13 protein-coding genes are annotated in these 15769 nt (G+C 69.2%); all 13 read right to left on the bottom strand.

Going from position 1 to position 15769, the window contains the following annotated elements; genetic code table 11:
* Positions 1-7: 7 nt before the first annotated feature.
* On the bottom strand, positions 8-565 hold the full coding sequence (locus tag AB7E03_RS17515) for a hypothetical protein (RefSeq protein WP_441783736.1): 558 nt from the start codon (positions 563-565) through the stop codon (positions 8-10).
* Between the two features lie 56 nt (positions 566-621).
* Positions 622-2514, bottom strand: coding sequence for a DUF4012 domain-containing protein (locus AB7E03_RS17510; RefSeq protein ID WP_489942599.1), 1893 nt, complete (start codon positions 2512-2514; stop codon positions 622-624).
* A gap of 86 nt (positions 2515-2600) precedes the next feature.
* Positions 2601-3908: a UDP-glucose dehydrogenase family protein gene (locus AB7E03_RS17505; RefSeq protein WP_489942598.1), complete on the bottom strand. Its 1308-nt coding sequence runs from the start codon at positions 3906-3908 to the stop codon at positions 2601-2603.
* A gap of 95 nt (positions 3909-4003) precedes the next feature.
* Positions 4004-4678 carry a thymidine kinase gene (locus tag AB7E03_RS17500; RefSeq protein WP_489942597.1) on the bottom strand — a complete coding sequence of 225 codons (675 nt, stop codon included), beginning with the start codon at positions 4676-4678 and terminating at the stop codon, positions 4004-4006.
* Between the two features lie 70 nt (positions 4679-4748).
* Positions 4749-5456, bottom strand: a complete 708-nt coding sequence (locus tag AB7E03_RS17495; RefSeq protein ID WP_489942596.1) for a response regulator transcription factor — start codon at positions 5454-5456, stop codon at positions 4749-4751.
* Positions 5453-6697: a hypothetical protein gene (locus tag AB7E03_RS17490; RefSeq protein ID WP_489942595.1), complete on the bottom strand. Its 1245-nt coding sequence runs from the start codon at positions 6695-6697 to the stop codon at positions 5453-5455. Before AB7E03_RS17490 ends, AB7E03_RS17495 begins: the two co-directional genes overlap by 4 nt.
* Positions 6694-7914, bottom strand: coding sequence for a sensor histidine kinase (locus AB7E03_RS17485; protein ID WP_489942594.1), 1221 nt, complete (start codon positions 7912-7914; stop codon positions 6694-6696). The genes AB7E03_RS17490 and AB7E03_RS17485 overlap by 4 nt, the downstream gene beginning before the upstream one ends.
* Before the next feature lie 104 nt (positions 7915-8018).
* Complete coding sequence (locus AB7E03_RS17480; protein WP_489942593.1) at positions 8019-9155, bottom strand: Rv2578c family radical SAM protein; 1137 nt, start codon at positions 9153-9155, stop codon at positions 8019-8021.
* A gap of 27 nt (positions 9156-9182) precedes the next feature.
* Complete coding sequence (locus AB7E03_RS17475; protein ID WP_489942592.1) at positions 9183-10796, bottom strand: ABC-F family ATP-binding cassette domain-containing protein; 1614 nt, start codon at positions 10794-10796, stop codon at positions 9183-9185.
* A gap of 215 nt (positions 10797-11011) precedes the next feature.
* Entirely contained in the window at positions 11012-12487 is a 1476-nt protein-coding gene (locus tag AB7E03_RS17470; protein WP_489942591.1) for a malate:quinone oxidoreductase, read from the bottom strand.
* A gap of 118 nt (positions 12488-12605) precedes the next feature.
* Positions 12606-13691: an aspartate-semialdehyde dehydrogenase gene (locus AB7E03_RS17465; RefSeq protein ID WP_441783726.1), complete on the bottom strand. Its 1086-nt coding sequence runs from the start codon at positions 13689-13691 to the stop codon at positions 12606-12608.
* 73 nt (positions 13692-13764) lie between these two features.
* Positions 13765-15051, bottom strand: coding sequence for an aspartate kinase (locus AB7E03_RS17460; protein WP_441784016.1), 1287 nt, complete (start codon positions 15049-15051; stop codon positions 13765-13767).
* A gap of 119 nt (positions 15052-15170) precedes the next feature.
* A complete protein-coding gene (gene recR / locus AB7E03_RS17455) occupies positions 15171-15767 on the bottom strand; it encodes a recombination mediator RecR (RefSeq protein ID WP_489942590.1) in 597 nt (198 codons plus the stop codon).
* Between the last annotated feature and the right edge of the window lie 2 nt (positions 15768-15769).

Here is a 15769-nt window from a genome sequence, read left to right as displayed (position 1 = left end):
AGTGGTGTCAGGACGCCTTGACCTTGCGCACCCAGCCGACCACCGCGAGGGCGATGAGGCCCAGGATGACGAGCGAACCGCCCATCCAGGCCGCCCAGGTGGCGACGACCGAGCCCGTGTGGGCGAGTCCGTCTCCGGGGTCGAGGACGGTGCTGGCCTGGTCGGCCGGCAGGACGGTCAGCGAGGCGGGGCACTCGTGCCCGCTGGACTGGCCGACTCCGACGACGCTGTAGGTTCCGGACGCATCCGCGGGGAGCGTCACGGTCAGCACGTCGCTGCCGTCAGCGTTGGAGTGCTTGGTGAATGCGAGGCTGCTGGTCGCGGTCTTCAGCGATGCCAGCTTGAACTGGGCACCGTTCTGTCCGGTCACGGTCCAGTTGATGGCCTCGCCGGGCGACCAGGTGCCCGGGATGCAGACGAGTGTTGCGGTTCCGCCTGCCTCCACGACGCTGACGTCGAACTTGCACTGGGCGCCGTCGGTGTAGTTGACAGCGTTCGCCGCCGCGGGAGCCGCAAGCAGCAGCCCCGCGGTCACGGCGACTGCCGCCAGGATCTTCTTGAACATCGGCCCGCCTTTCTGTAGGGGCCCGGCTCACGGTCGGGTTATCAGTTGAGTAATCTTCACTTTACGACCGTTGAGCACTGAACGACAATGGGCGCGACGGCATTTCCTGCCCCCACATCGGGGGTCGTACCGTCCCCGGGCAGCGTGGGCGTGGTCACGACGCTGAGATCGGATGACGTCTGCCGGTCATTCAGGAACTGCACCGTGACCGTCCTCGACTCCCCTGGCGCCAGCTCGACGGTGTAGAGGCTCACCGGGCGTGAGCGGTCGACGCCTGCGACGGTCGTGTAGTTCTCACCGTCGCTCTGGGTCGCTGCCAGCAGCCCGCCTGCCGGCCCGTAGACCGCCACCCGCGTACGGATGTTCCCGGGATGGACGCCGTAGGTGCCGCCGCCGGTGACGTAGCGCGGAAGTGCCGTCCCTGCGTCGGCCGGCGCCTTGTTCGTCAGCGTCACGCGGACGACCGTCGACGGCTTGCCGTCGGCACGGCACACTGCGGACCCTGCCGCGACGGAGGTGCCGAGGTAGTAGTCCATCTTCGCGCCCGTAGCGTCGTTGAAGTAGACGCCGATCCCTGCCGTCGACAGGTCGGAGAGGGGAAGACTGCCCGCGAGGGTCGTCTGCCCGAGGATCTTCTGATCGTCGTCGTGCGTGCTCCAGATCAGCACTCGCCGGGATTCGCCGGCGTCGGCCAGCGCGGTCACCAGCTTCTTCGCGTCCACATCACCGGACGACATCCGGTCGAACACCGCACTCGCGGCGGAGGCGAAGAACGCATCCTGCTGGGCCGGGTCGGTGTATCGCTGGTAGACGTCGCTCAGGAGCAGCTTGACCGCGTTCGACGAAGTCAGCCGATCTCCCGACGGAAGCGTCACAGGACCGGTCGACTTCAGCAGCCCGCTGAGGACCACCGGATCGACCGCGACGACACCATCGACGGTCCCGCCGTACATGGTGGTCCACATCCGGGAGGCCGTTGCCGCCGCGAGCGGGAAGTCCGGCGTGAGGTTCGCATCCTGCAGGTAGCGTCCGACCAGCGGACCGTAGAGACCGACGGTGTTCAGGGGGACGTCGGCAACCGGCGTCGGCCAGGGACCGATCGATGTCCCCGCGGACTGACGCTGCAGCGTGACCGCCCCGTTGTCGGCGTGCACGAGGGCGACCGCCCCGATCAGCCCGCCGGTCGCGCGGAGCTCGGCAGGGTTCTGAGCGGCGAGCAGGTAGTCGCGGGGGCCGTCTGCCCCGAGCATCGACGGCAGCAGGCGCACGGCATTGCCGATCGCGTCCATCTCCGGAGCTGCACGGTCCAGCACGTCGTGGAGGCGGTCGACGCCGCCCGCGATCGGACTGATCAGTGCGCCGGTCTCGATCGTGGCGACGCTCGCCCGCGCGGCCGTGAAGGCCTTGCCGGCCTTGGCGACCGCCGGTTGCGCGGCCGTGAGGGGAGCGAGGTCGATCCGGCCGTTGCGGATCGCCAGCGCCCGCAGGTCGACCGCCGCGCCGGCGGCGACCAACGGCTCGACGACATGGGAGGCCACCTCGTCGGATGCGGCAGCGGCCGTCCGAACGGCGGTGAGGTTGGGTCCGATCCACGGCACCCCCTCGGCCGTCAGCCAGACGGGATCCGAGGTGAGCGTTGCCGCCTGGTGCGTCTTCCGGCTCAGGGCGTCGGCCGCCCGGCCTGCCGCTTTCAGGTCACCGGACCCGATGGCGGTCTTGACCTGCTCCGCAGCCGGGATGGCATCGGTGAGCGCTCGTTGCGCCAGGTAGCCGCGGGCGCCGATCCACACGATGGCGAAGAGGAGAACGACGCCGATGCCGACGAGGATGCCGATGGTGACGGGATGGCGCAGATGCAGCCGGAGCCACCACCGACCGCGCCGGGGCGCGTTCGACGGCGCATCCGCGGGACGCGGCGGCGCGTCCGGCTCCGTGAGACCTGTCGCCATACGACAAATCTAACAAATCCTCACTTTTTTGGCGGCCCCCAAATGGGGCGAGTTTGCGAGGCGATGAACGCGCTGTGAGCGCCGGGTCAGCGACCGAGCCCGCGGTACGCCCACCCGGCGGCGCGCCACGCGGCGGGATTGAGCGAGTTGCGCCCGTCGATCACCGTGCGGTGCGCCACCAGTTCGCCCAGAGCCTCGGGGTCGAGGCCCGTGAACTCCGGCCACTCGGTGATCAGCAGGACGACATCCGCATCCCGCACCGCTTCTTCCGCGGTCTCCACGAACGACAGCGCCGGCGCGCGGCGGCGCGCGTTCTCCACAGCCTGCGGGTCGGTGGCGATCACCACTGCACCCGCCTCGGCCAGCCGCATCGCGATCTCGAGGGCCGGCGAATCACGGACGTCGTCCGAATGCGGCTTGAAGGCGAGGCCGAGCACACCGACGCGAACGCCCTCGAGACGACCCGCTTCCTCCCGGACCATCTCGACCACGCGTGCGCGGCGACGCAGATTGATCTTGTCGACCTCGTCGAGGAACTGCAGCGACTCCCCCACCCCGAGCTCCCGTGCCCGGGCGCTGAACGCGCGGATGTCCTTCGGCAGGCAGCCGCCGCCGAAACCGACCCCTGCATTCAGGAAGCGGCGGCCGATGCGGGCGTCGTGACCGATCGCGTCGGCGAGCTTCGTCACATCGGCTCCCGTCACCTCGGCGATCTCGGCCATGGCGTTGATGAAGGAGATCTTGGTCGCGAGGAACGCGTTGGCGGACACTTTGACGAGTTCCGCCGTCGCGTAGTCGGTGACGATGATCGGAGTGCCCGTCGCGACCGCAGAGGCGTAGACCTCGTCCAGCAGCCGGGCGGCGCGCTCCCCCGCCTCGCCCTCCGGCACGCCGTACACCAGCCGGTCGGGGCTGACCGTGTCTTTCACGGCGAAGCCCTCGCGCAGGAACTCCGGATTCCAGGCCAGCGTCGCACCCGGCTGGCGCTCGGCCACGAGAGCGGCCAGCCGTGCGGCCGTCCCCACCGGGACGGTGCTCTTGCCGACGATGAGGTCGCCGGGCTTCGCATACTCGAGGAGGGTGGCGAAGGCCGCGTCGACGAAACGCATGTCCGCCGCATCCCCGTCCGCCGCCTGCGGGGTGCCGACGGCCACGAAGTGCACGTCCGCCTCGGCGGCGGCGGCGAAGTCCGTCGTGAAGCGCAGACGGCCCGAAGCGGATGCGCTTTGCAGCACCTCAGGAAGTCCGGGCTCGAAGAACGGAGCGCGCCCGGCCGAGAGGGAGGCGATCTTCGCCTCGTCGACGTCGATGCCGACGACCTCATGACCCAGGTGAGCCATGGACGCGGCATGCACGGCCCCGAGATAGCCGCAGCCGATCACGGAAATTCTCATGTGTCCAAATCCTTCGCAAGGGGTCGGGCCGTCCAGTGGTCGGACCAGCAGGTGAAGCGCCTCAGGTGAAGCGGTGCCTCAGGTGAAGCGGTGCCTCAGGTGAAATCGGGGTCCGGCTCGTCGACATAGGCGGGTGCCGCATCCACAGGCCAGTGCCGACGGCCATTGTTGAGGACACCTCGGCTTTCCTGAAGGTAGCAGTTTCCGCACAACGACTCGTAAGAGACCGACGCTCCGTCGATGGCCACCTGGTCGCCGTCGAAGACGAAGACGCCGTCGATCTTCCGCGCGTTGAAGATCGCCTTGCGGCCGCAGCGGCAGATCGTCTTCAGCTCTTCGAGGCTGTGCGCGACCTCCAGCAGGCGACGGCTGCCCGGGAAGGCGACCGTCTGGAAGTCGGTGCGGATGCCGTAGGCGAGCACCGGGACGCCGTCGAGCAGGGCGATGCGCAGCAGGTCGTCCACCTGCGCCTCGGTGAGGAACTGCGCCTCATCCACCAACAGGGCACTCACGTCGGTGTCGAAGCGCTTGATGGTGCGCTCGCGATGCCGCTGAAAGGCGCCGTATGCGTCGGTCTCCGGGGTGATGAGGAAGTCGACCTCACGTGTCACGCCCAGCCGGGAAAGGATGCCGAGGTCGCCCTTGGTGTCGATCGACGGCTTCGTGAGCAGGACGCGGTGGCCGCGTTCCTCGTAGTTGTACGCGGCCTGAAGCATGGCCGTGCTCTTGCCGCTGTTCATCGCGCCGTAGCGGAAATACAGTTTTGCCACGCATCGATCCTATGTGGACGGGACGCCCGGACGTCGCGGCACGTCAGGTGAGGCGCGTCAGGTGAGCGCGTCAGGTGAGGTAGCCGTCCTCCGCGGCGCGGCGGATCAGGTCCGCGCGCGAACTCGTCGGACGCCCGGCCTTGCCGTACTTCTCCCGCACCCGCCGCAGGTACGTCTTCGCCGTCTCGTACTGGACGTTCATCGCGCGCGCCACCTCCGAGGTGGTGCGACCATCGGCATACAGCACGAGCGCCTGCCGCTCACCGTCGCTGAGGCGGGGTCTCGCCGACTGCGGGATGAGCGGCTTGGGGCGCCAGGCGGTCTGGGCCGGAGCGGTGCGGCCCGCGCCGCGTCCCGCAGCCGCAAGGGCGGCCGACAACAGCTCCGAGATCGGCTGCGACTTGGTGACGTACGCCAGAGCGCCCGCGGCGAGCGCCGCATCCCGGTCTTCCGGCGTGTCGACAGCGCTCAGAACGACGACCTTCGCACCCGCCGCCCTGCATGTGCGCACGCGCGCGCCGATGGAGACCGACTCCTTGAGCTGCAGGTCCATGATGACGAGGTCCGTGGGGAACGCGTCGCTGTGGACGAGTTCGAGCCAACTGCTCGCGCGGAGGACGAGGTCGAAATCCGGCGCGTTCTTCTCGATCCAGGAGGCCAGGCTGTCGAGGAGCAGCTCATGGTCGTCGAGGATAGCCAGCCGGATCGGCGGCTCGGCGTGCGGACCACCGGCGTGCGGGACCGTCACCTGCGGACGCTCCGAGTGGATGCTGCTCATCGTCTCCTCCCTCCGCGATCGTTCGAGCCCCCTCCAGGGTAGGTGAACCTGACGGCCAGGTCGCCGGCGCGCAGGCGCAGCGTCGCCTGCATGGCCACCGAATTGAGTGAGCTGACCAGCGGAAGCAACTCACGACGGAGGTCCGCGCGGGGCTCGACGACGTGCGCCTCCAGCAGGAATCTCGGTCGCTCGGGGTTGCTCGCCGTGACGCGCAGGCTCTCGGGGTCGAGTCCCGGACGGGCCGCGACGGTCGCGATGAGCGCGCCGACGATGGCCCGCTGGTCGGCGGTGAGCACGCGTTCCAGGCGGTCGGGGTCGTCCACGTGTGCCTGAGCGGGGCCTACGGTGTCCACGGACGCCGACTGCACGAGTCGGGGCGCGAGCGCGAGATCGACGGTGTCCTCCAGCCAGCTGCGCGCCACAGCGCGGACCGCTGTCCCGCGCAGGCGATCGGCGATCGCACGCGCCTTCGTGACGTCTTCGCCGGTGACGGTTCCGCTTCGCAGCAGTGCCGTCAGGAACGGCACCGCCTCGACGTTCAGTGCGGTCATGCGCTCCTGCGCGATCATCCGCTCGGCCGCCTGACGCAACTCCCCTTCGAGCCGCTGCTGACCCTCGCGGGCCACCTCGCGCCACCGCAACGTCTCACCCGTGATCGTCCACGCGTAGCCGGCGCCGCCTGCAGCCAGCGCGAGGATGGGAGTCGCAGAGACCGTGGCGTACACCAGCGGGCTGTTGGCGATGACGAGAGAGTGCTGCGCCGCGGCGAGACACCCGAGCACTACGGCCGCGACGATCGCCGAGCCGGCGACCTCTCCGATGGGGCGGTACAGGGGCATCGCGACCAGGAGTAGTGCGACAGCGATCTGACCCCAGTCGTCCTGGATGCGCTCGTTGCTTCCCCACACCGACGCAGTGAACACACAGGCCGCAGTGAGCGTGACGCCGATGATCGAGAAGTGCGACCATCGCCCGAACGGGGCGAGACCCGGATGCGTGCGGATCGCCGCCACAAGGACGGCGAGGAACAACACGACGATCGCGACGATGCCCATCGAGAGGTCGCGGATCTGTCCGGCATGCCGGATCGTGGAGAACAGGGCATAGGCGAGGGCCAGCGCCCCCAGGAGCGGGACGAGCAGCCAGGCCGACTGGGCGCCGAGCGGATCCAGCCGTTGCGGTGTGCGCTCAATGGCGACGGATCGCGCACCGACGATCGTGCGCTGGTTCAGGGCGGTCATCCGGCTCGGCCCCACGTCTCAGCAGCGCCGGGGACCATCGGCACGGTCATGATGACGGTCGTGCCCACATCGGCGCTCGAGTAGATGTCGACGGTGCCTCCGACACGGGCGATGCGGTCACCCACGGACTGCCGCAGGCCCAGCCGGTCGGCGGCCGGCGCGGACACCGGGAAGCCGCTGCCTCCATCCACCACCATGACCGACACGGATCCGCCCCCGGCCGACAGGGCGACCTCGGCGCTGGGGCTGCCGGAGTGGCGGACGACATTGACCAGGCACTGACGCACCGCTAGGCCGAGCGCGCGGCGCGCATCCTCGCTGAGCCGCACGTAGGGCGCGCGGTCGCCGGAGATGTCGACGGTGAGTCCCTCGTCGCGGGCGGCCTCGATGGCGCGGTGGAGTTCGCTGTCGTACCAGGGGTCCGCCTCCGCGTGCGCGGGCTCGCTCTCGGCAGCAGCTCCCTCGTGGGCGCCCGTTCCTAGGCCGCGGAGGTCGGCCTCGATCCGGCGGGCGAGTCGCTCGTCGAGCGGTCCGGGCTCCGACGCGGCGACCGCGACGAGCTCGCTGAGGACCGTGTCGTGGAGATCGGCGGTGGAGGCGGCCACGAGTTCGCGACGCAGGTCGACGAGCCGGGCGTCGCGCACTGCACGGTGCAGGGCGGTCTGCGCACGCGACCGGGTTCCACGTGTCAGCCCGTCGAAGGCGAGCACGCCGACGAGGAGCAGATAGGCACCCAGTGAGATGGCGTCGGGGATGTAGACGCGGTCCGTCGTCGCCGCTCCCAGGATGACCGCCGCCTCCGCCAGCGCGAAGCCGGCCGTGGCCCAGAGGATGCCGACGAGCGCCCCCGTGCCGGTTCCGCCGACCAGGGTCATGGCGACGACGGGGAGTGCGATCACGAAGAGATTCGTGTCGTGGTAGGCCGGCGTACCCGTGAGCAAGGCGACGACATAGAAGTATGTGCATACCGTGCCGACGAGCAGGTACGCCATGGTGAGCCCGACCGTGCGACCGCGCGACAGGGCTAGAAGAAGCGCGACCATCGGGACCAGCACGAGCAGCGTCACCCAGGAGGTGACGTTGCCGTTGCTCAGGCTCGACGTCCCGACGTTTACGACGGCTGCTCCCAGGCAGACCAGGCCGGCCCAGCGGGCTGCCGCGGCGAGGGCGCGGGAGTTCGCGGGTCGCGCCAGGTGGCTGGGCAGACCGAGCGACACGTCCTGTCCCTTCCGGATCCGAGCATGTCTCGGTCCCTTCGGGATTATGGCATCCGCCGACGCCCCTGTGTACCCCGGTCGTGTGCGCCCGTGTGTACCCCGCGTCAGAACAGTGTCGGCTGCACCCCCAGCCCCGTCAGGGATGCGCTCACGATCGACGCCGCGTCCGGCGCCTCCGCCCCCGCGGTCGCCCGCACCGCCGAGCCTACGCTCTGCCGTTCCCCCTCGTCATTGCGCAGCATCCCGAGCGCACTCGACCGGACGCCTCCCGTTGCCGGATCCTCCTCCCCGCGCTCCAGCCCGTATGCGCGGATGAGCGGCTTGATCCGCCCGGCCAACCACCCGCGATACTCCTTCGGCGCGTACCTACCGCGCCCGTACATCTGCCGGTACTGCGGCAGGAGTTCGGGATGCTCGCGCCCCAGCCACAGATAGAACCACTCCTTCACGCCGGGCTTCAGGTGGAGCGCCGAGTACAGCACCGAGGTCGCCCCGGCCTCCTTCGCCTGGCGCAGCGCCTCATCGAGATGGGCCTTGGTGTCGGTGAGGTACGGGATTATCGGCATGAGGAACACCCCACAGTCGAGCCCGTGCTCGCGGACCGCCGTCACCGTGGCGAGACGCGCCTTGGTGGTCGGGGTGCCGGGCTCGACGGACTGCTGCAGCTCGTCGTCGTACACCGCGATCGACATCGCGAGGTCGACGGGCACCCGCTTGTTCGCCTCGACCAACCGGTCGAGATCGCGTCGCAACAGCGAGCCCTTGGTCAGGATGCTGAACGGCGTGCCCGAGTCGGCGAGCGCGTCGATGATCCCGGGCATGAGCGAGTAGCGGCCCTCCGCCCGCTGATAGGGGTCGGTGTTGGTGCCCAGCGCTACGGGATGATGCCCCCAGCTGGGCTTCGACAGCTCTTTCCGCAGAACCTCGGCGACATTCACCTTCACGATGATCTCGTTGTCGAAGTCTTTCCCGGAGTCGAGGTCGAGATACGTGTGCGTCGGTCGCGCGAAGCAGTACACGCAGGCGTGCGAGCACCCGCGATAGGGATTGATGGTCCAGCCGAACGGCATGGGCCCTCCCCCGCCGGGGATCTTGTTGAGGGCCGACTTCGCCAGCACCTCGTGGAACGTGATGCCGGCGAAGTCGGGTGTCCGCACGGAGCGGACGAGGTTGTTCAGGCGGGCGAGCCCAGGCAGCGCGGAAGGCTCATCGACCGACAACTCCTGACCACTCCAACGCATGGAACTATTCGAACATACGTTCGAATCTTAAGCAAGGTGCACCGTCTCCCCCTTCCAGCCGGAGCGCAGCCAGCGGTCGTGGCTCGCGACGACGACGGCCCCCGGGTACGCGCCGAGCGCCTCCTCCAACTCCGTGGCAAGCCCGAGCGAGAGGTGATTCGTCGGCTCGTCGAGCAGGAAGAGATGCGGCGGGCGGGCGATGATCAGCGCGAGCGCCATACGCCGCTGCTGACCGACCGAGAGGGTGCCGACCGACCGGTCCGCGTCGCGCGGGGCGATCAGACCGAGCGAGGTCAGAGGCACCGACTCCGCCCGGCGTTCGCCCACGACGCTCTCGTAGATCCGCCTCGGTGATGCTGCGGGGTCGCCGAACCGCACATCCTGCTCCAGCAGCCCAACGCGCAGCCCGCGCCTGCGCTGCACCGACCCCGCCTCCGGCTCCAGCCGGCCGGCCAGCACGGCGAGCAGCGTCGACTTGCCGGCACCGTTCGCCCCCGTCACCAGGATGCGCGCATCCCGGGCGACCGAGAACTCGCCGACGTCCAGGCGACCGGGGATCCGCACCCCTCGGGCCTGCACCAGCAGTCCCGCGTCGTCGCCGAGCGCCTGGAACCCCGATGGGATGCCGGCGAAGCCGAGCCGGGCGGGAGGCTTGCGCACCTGGGTGCTGCGCAATTCCTCCAGCCGTCCCTCCGCGTTGCGGATCCGTCGGGAGATCTGTTTGTCGAGCGCGTTTCCTTTCACCGACTTGACGAACTTGTCGTTGTCGCGGATCTTCCCCGACCAGGCGATCGAGCGGGCCGTCACATCGGCGGCATGCTTCAGCGCCTTCAGTTCCTCCTGTTCGTCGGCATGCTGCTTCTCCCAGCGCGCGCGCTCAGCGGACTTCTCCGCCAGGTAGTCGCTGTACCCGCCGCCGAACACGGTGGTCCCGGAGCGGGCGGGATCGAGATCCAGCAGCCCGGTCGCCACCGCATCCAGGAACGCGCGATCGTGGCTCGCGAACACGACCGGCCCCGCCCAGCCCCGCAACTGCCGCTCCAGGAAGGCCGCTGCTTCGTCGTCCAGGTGGTTGGTCGGCTCGTCGAGCAGCAGGGCATCGGGTCGCCCGAGCAGCAGGGCTGCGAGGGCGAACCGGCTCCGCTGGCCGCCGGACACCTCGCTGAGCCGCCGGGCCAGCGGGATGCCGGCCACGCCGAGCCCGTCGAGCAGCTCATCGCGACGCGCGTCCACCGTCCAGATCTCGGCGCGCTCCGCGGCGGCGAGAGCGACGTCGTAACGCGCCTCGGCGTCCGCATCACCGGCGCCCAGTGCGGTGGCCGCGTGCTGGAGCTCACGCTCGATCGCACGGACGTCGGCCAGAGCGTGCTCGATGAGGGCGCCGAGGGTGTCACCCGGCTCGAACCGTACCTCCTGCCAGAGGAAGCCGGTGCGCGCCGGCCGGGTGAAGACGCCGGTGTCGGGCGTCTCCGCGCCGGCCAGCATGCGCAGGAGCGTCGACTTGCCCGCACCGTTCTCGCCGATGAGGCCCAGCCGGGAGCCGGGGGCGACGGTCAGCGACACGTCGCTGAGCACCCGCCGCTCGCCGTAGGTGACCGAGACGCCGTCGGCGCGGAGAGGTGTGAGAGTGATCGTTGGCATGGGAACCGCCTTTCCGGGCGCTCCACAAGGAGCAGGTTCCCGCCGGGCGGTCTCCGTCGTGAGCGGCGCTGGAGCGCCCAGGTGCCTGACCGGGCAGCGCAGTGACCGAAGGGTCCTCACTCACATCGACGGCGCCTCAGGCGCGGGACGTCTGGAGGTTCTCACTTCATAGCGTTGACGACCATAACAGGTCGCCCACGCAGCTGTCCAGCGCCCTACTGCTGGAGCTGCAGCGTTCCGGCCGTCGTCTCGAGTACGCGCTCGGCCTCGTCCGGCTTGTCGTTGAGCGTCGTCCCGACCGTCGGGATGAGCTCCTTGAGCGTCGGTAGCCAGGCGGAGAAGCGGTCGGGGAAGCAGCGCTTCAGCAGGTCCACCATGATCGGTACGGCGGTGGATGCGCCGGGCGAGGCCCCGAGAAGGCCCGCGATCGAGCCGTCCTCTGCGGCGACCACCTCGGTGCCGAACTGCAGCACGCCGCCCTTCTTCGCATCCTTCTTCATCACCTGGACGCGCTGGCCGGCCGTGATGAGTTCCCAGTCCTCGCTCTTCGCGGTCGGCATGAACTCCTGCAGCGCCTTCATCTTCTTGGCGCGGTTGGCGAGCAGCTCGCCGACCAGGTACTTGATGAGCGCGAAGTTGTCCCGAGCGACCGCCAGCATCGGGCCGAGGTTGTGCGCACGGATGGATCCGGGCAGGTCGAACCACGATCCTGTTTTCAGGAACTTGGGGCTGAAGCCGGCGTACGGGCCGAACAGCAGGGACGCCTGGCCGTCAACGACGCGGGTGTCGAGGTGCGGCACCGACATCGGCGGAGCGCCGACGGCCGCCTTGCCGTAGACCTTGGCCTGGTGCTGGGCGACCAGCTTCGGGTCGGTGGTGCGCAGGAACTGGCCGGAGATCGGGAAGCCACCGAAGCCCTTGATCTCCGGGATGCCGGACTTCTGCAGCAGGTGCAGCGCTCCACCGCCGGCGCCCACGAAGACGAACCTTGCGGTCGCGACGTGCGACGTGTGGCCGACCTCGTGACGAACCGAGAGCCGCCAGAGACCGTCCTTGGTGCGCTTGATGCTGCGGACGCTGTGGTTCAGCGCGAGCTCGGCGCCATTCTCGACCAGGTTGTCAATGAGGGAGCGGGTCAGCGCGCCGAAGTCGACGTCGGTGCCCGAGGTCTGGCGGGTGGCGGCGATGCGCTGCCGGACGTTGCGCTTCTTCGTCAGCAGCGGCGTCCACTCGCCGATCACCGCCGGGTCCTCCGAGTACTCCATGCCGGCGAACAGCGGCTGGTCCTTCAGGGCCTCGTAGCGCTTGCGGAGGTAGCGGACGTTCTCGCGCCCACGCACGAACGTCATGTGCGGCGTGGAGTTGATGAAGGTATTCGGCTCGGGGAGGTCTCCCGCCGCGACCAGGCTCGCCCAGAACTGGCGGCTGAGCTGGAACTGCTCGTTGATGCTGATCGCCTTGTCAGGGTCGACGGTGCCGTCGGAGGCCTCGGGCATGTAGTTCAGCTCACAGAGCGCGGCGTGGCCGGTGCCCGCGTTGTTCCACGGGTTCGACGACTCCTGGGCTACTTCGCCCAGGCGCTCGTAGATGCGGATGCTCCAGTCGGGCTGCACACGCTGGATCATTGCCCCCAGAGTGGCACTCATGATGCCGCCGCCGATGAGGACGACGTCGATGGGAGGATTGCTCACCCGACAATCCTATGATGCCCCGGCGCGCCGGGGGTCCCGCCGGCCGGCGGCTACGCCCGGCAGCGCGAAGTTGTCTCGATATCGAGACAACTCAGCGCTCGCGGGTCGCTCGTGCGGATCAGGCGGTGACGGGGTTCGACAACCGCTCGGCGACGAGCTCAGCGATCTGAACGGCGTTGAGCGCTGCACCCTTGCGGAGGTTGTCGTTGCTGATGAAGAGAGCGATGCCGCGGCCCTCCGGCGCCCCCTCATCGGCGCGGATGCGGCCGACGAAGCTCGGGTCGCTCCCCGCCGCCTGCAGCGGAGTCGGGACGTCGGTCAGCTCCACGCCCGGTGCGTCCGCCAGCAGTTCTGCGACACGCTCAGGGCTGATCGGTCGCGCGAACTCGGCGTTGATCGAGAGCGAGTGGCCCGTGAAGACCGGGACCCGAACGCACGTGCCGCTCACCAGGAGCTCGGGGACGCCGAGGATCTTGCGCGACTCGTTGCGCAGCTTCTTCTCCTCGTCGGTCTCATTGAGCCCGTCGTCGACGATCGAGCCGGCGAGCGGGATGACATCGAACGCGATCGGGCGGACGTACTTGACCGGCGCTGGAAGCGTCACGGCCGAGCCGTCGTGGACCAGGTCGAGGAGGTGCTCGTCGGCGACCGCCGCACGCGCCTGCTCGGCGAGCTCTTCCGCCCCGGCGAGCCCGGAGCCGGACACAGCCTGGTAGGTGCTCACGATGAGCCGCGTCAGCCCGGCCTCGTCATGCAGGGGCTTCAGGACGGGCATGGCCGCCATGGTGGTGCAGTTCGGGTTCGCGATGATGCCCTTGCGCGCCTCGGCGATGGCGTCCGGGTTCACCTCGGAGACCACGAGCGGGACGTCGGGGTCCATCCGCCAGCCGCTGGAGTTATCGATCACGATGGCGCCCGCCTCGGCGAACCGCGGGGCGTGCGCCTTCGAACCGGTGGCGCCGGCCGAGAACAGGGCGATGTCGATGCCGGAGACGTCAGCCGTCGCGACATCCTCGACCGTGATCTCCTGGCCCTTGAACGGCAGGGTCGTGCCCGCCGAACGGGAGGAGGCGAAGAAGCGGATGCTCTTCACGGGGAAGGCGCGCTCTTCCAGCAGGCGGCGCATGACGCTGCCCACCTGGCCGGTCGCGCCGACGACGGCCAGCCGCACGCCGTTGCTGTCGAAATCAGTGAACTGGCTCATGTCAGCCCCTTCGGGTCGTTTGGAGAGGTGAACCGCCGGTGGCCGGCGGCCATTCCCAGAGGTGTGGATCGGCCTAGCGACCGGTGCCCGCGTAGACGACGGCCTTCTCGTCGCCGTCGAGCCCGAACGCGGTGTGGACCACCCGGGCGGCTTCCGCGACCGTGTCGGCGCGGGTCACAACCGAGATGCGGATCTCGCTCGTCGAGATCATCTCGATGTTGATGCCCGCGTCGAACAGGGCCTCGAAGAGCTTGGCCGAGACGCCGGAGTTGGTTCGCATCCCGGCGCCGACCAGGGCCAGCTTGCCGATCTGGTCGTCGTACTGGAGCGACTGGTAGCCGACCTCGTCGCGCTCCGCGGTGAGGGCGGTCAGCACGCGCTGGCCCTCCGACTTCGGCAGCGTGAAGGAGATGTCGGTGAGGCTCGTCGCCGCAGCGGAGACGTTCTGCACGATCATGTCGACGTTGGCGTTGGCCTTCGCCACGATCTTGAAGATCTGCGCAGCCTTGCCGGGGACGTCGGGAACGCCGACGACGGTGATCTTGGCCTCGCTCAGGTCGGTGGCCACGCCGGAGATGATGGGCTCTTCCACGGTTCCATCCTTCTTGGCGGCCTCGGCGGCCGCGGCTTCGTTGAGCACGTACGTGCCCTCTTTGTTCGAGAACGACGAGCGGACGTGCAGCGTCACGTTGTGGCGGCGCGCGTACTCGACCGCGCGGATGTGCAGCACCTTCGCACCGGCGGCGGCGAGCTCCAGCATCTCTTCGCTGGTGATGCGGTCGATCTTGCGCGCGAGCGGCACCTGCCGCGGATCGGAGGTGAACACGCCGTCGACGTCGGTGTAGATCTCGCAGACCTCGGCGTTCAGCGCGGCCGCGAGGGCGACCGCCGTCGTGTCCGACCCGCCGCGGCCGAGGGTGGTGATGTCGCGCGACTCGCGGCTGAAGCCCTGGAAGCCGGCGACGATCGCGATCGCGCCCTCGCTCAGCGCATCCTGGATACGGCCGGGCGTGACGTCGACGATGCGGGCGGAGCCGTGCTGCGCGTCGGTGATCATGCCCGCCTGGCTGCCGGTGAACGACCGGGCGTCGTAACCCATGCTCTTGATCGCCATCGCGAGCAGCGCCATCGAGATGCGCTCCCCCGCCGTCAGCAGCATGTCGAGCTCGCGCGGCGCCGGGATGGGCGTGACCTCGTGTGCGAGATCGAGCAGTTCGTCGGTCGTGTCGCCCATCGCGGAGACGGCGACGACGACCTCGTTGCCGGCCTTGCGCGTCTCGACGATGCGCTTCGCGACGCGCTTGATGCTCTCAGCTGTCGCGACGGACGAACCGCCGAACTTCTGGACGATGAGGGCCACGGACACTCCTGAACTCACGGGCTTCCCATCCTACCGGCCGGGATATCACCGTTCCTTCATGTGACGACCGCCTGTGGAGAACGCCCGGACCGTGGAGAAACCGCTGGAGTCGAGCGGGGTCAGGAGACCTGACGACGACCCTCGAAGGCGCGGCCGAGGGTGACCTCGTCGGCGTACTCGAGGTCGCCGCCGACGGGGAGGCCGGAGGCCAGCCGTGTGACCCGGACCTCGAGCGTGGTGAGCAGCCGGCTCAGGTAGGTCGCGGTCGCCTCGCCCTCGAGGTTCGGGTCGGTGGCGATGATGACCTCCTGCACCGTACCGTCGGCGAGGCGCTGCATGAGCTGACGGATGCGCAGGTCGTCGGGCCCGACGCCGTCGATCGGGCTGATCGCGCCGCCGAGCACGTGGTACAGGCCGCGGAACTCGCGGGTGCGTTCGATCGCCACCACATCCTTCGCCTCCTCCACCACGCAGATCAGCGTCGGGGTGCGGCGCGGGTCGCGGCAGATGGAGCAGGTCGCCTGCTCGGAGACGTTGCCGCAGATCTCGCAGAAGCGGACCTTGTCGCGCACTTCGAGCAGCACCTCGGCCAGGCGCGTGACGTCGAACGTCTCGGTCTGCAGGATGTGGAATGCGATGCGCTGGGCGGACTTCGGGCCGATGCCCGGCAGGCGTCCCAGCTCGTCGATCAGCTCCTGGACGATTCCTTCGTACACCG

This window comes from Leifsonia sp. RCC_180, from assembly GCF_058138205.1.
This window is presented reverse-complemented; position numbering and strand designations above follow the sequence as displayed.

Bases quoted from the DNA above. Each gene is read 5' to 3' on its own strand.
- AB7E03_RS17515 (WP_441783736.1), bottom strand. From the start codon at position 565: ATGTTCAAGAAGATCCTGGCGGCAGTCGCCGTGACCGCGGGGCTGCTG.
- AB7E03_RS17510 (WP_489942599.1), bottom strand. From the start codon at position 2,514: ATGGCGACAGGTCTCACGGAGCCGGACGCGCCGCCGCGTCCCGCGGAT.
- AB7E03_RS17505 (WP_489942598.1), bottom strand. From the start codon at position 3,908: ATGAGAATTTCCGTGATCGGCTGCGGCTATCTCGGGGCCGTGCATGCC.
- AB7E03_RS17495 (WP_489942596.1), bottom strand. From the start codon at position 5,456: ATGAGCAGCATCCACTCGGAGCGTCCGCAGGTGACGGTCCCGCACGCC.
- AB7E03_RS17490 (WP_489942595.1), bottom strand. From the start codon at position 6,697: ATGACCGCCCTGAACCAGCGCACGATCGTCGGTGCGCGATCCGTCGCC.
- AB7E03_RS17480 (WP_489942593.1), bottom strand. From the start codon at position 9,155: ATGCGTTGGAGTGGTCAGGAGTTGTCGGTCGATGAGCCTTCCGCGCTG.
- AB7E03_RS17475 (WP_489942592.1), bottom strand. From the start codon at position 10,796: ATGCCAACGATCACTCTCACACCTCTCCGCGCCGACGGCGTCTCGGTC.
- AB7E03_RS17465 (WP_441783726.1), bottom strand. From the start codon at position 13,691: ATGAGCCAGTTCACTGATTTCGACAGCAACGGCGTGCGGCTGGCCGTC.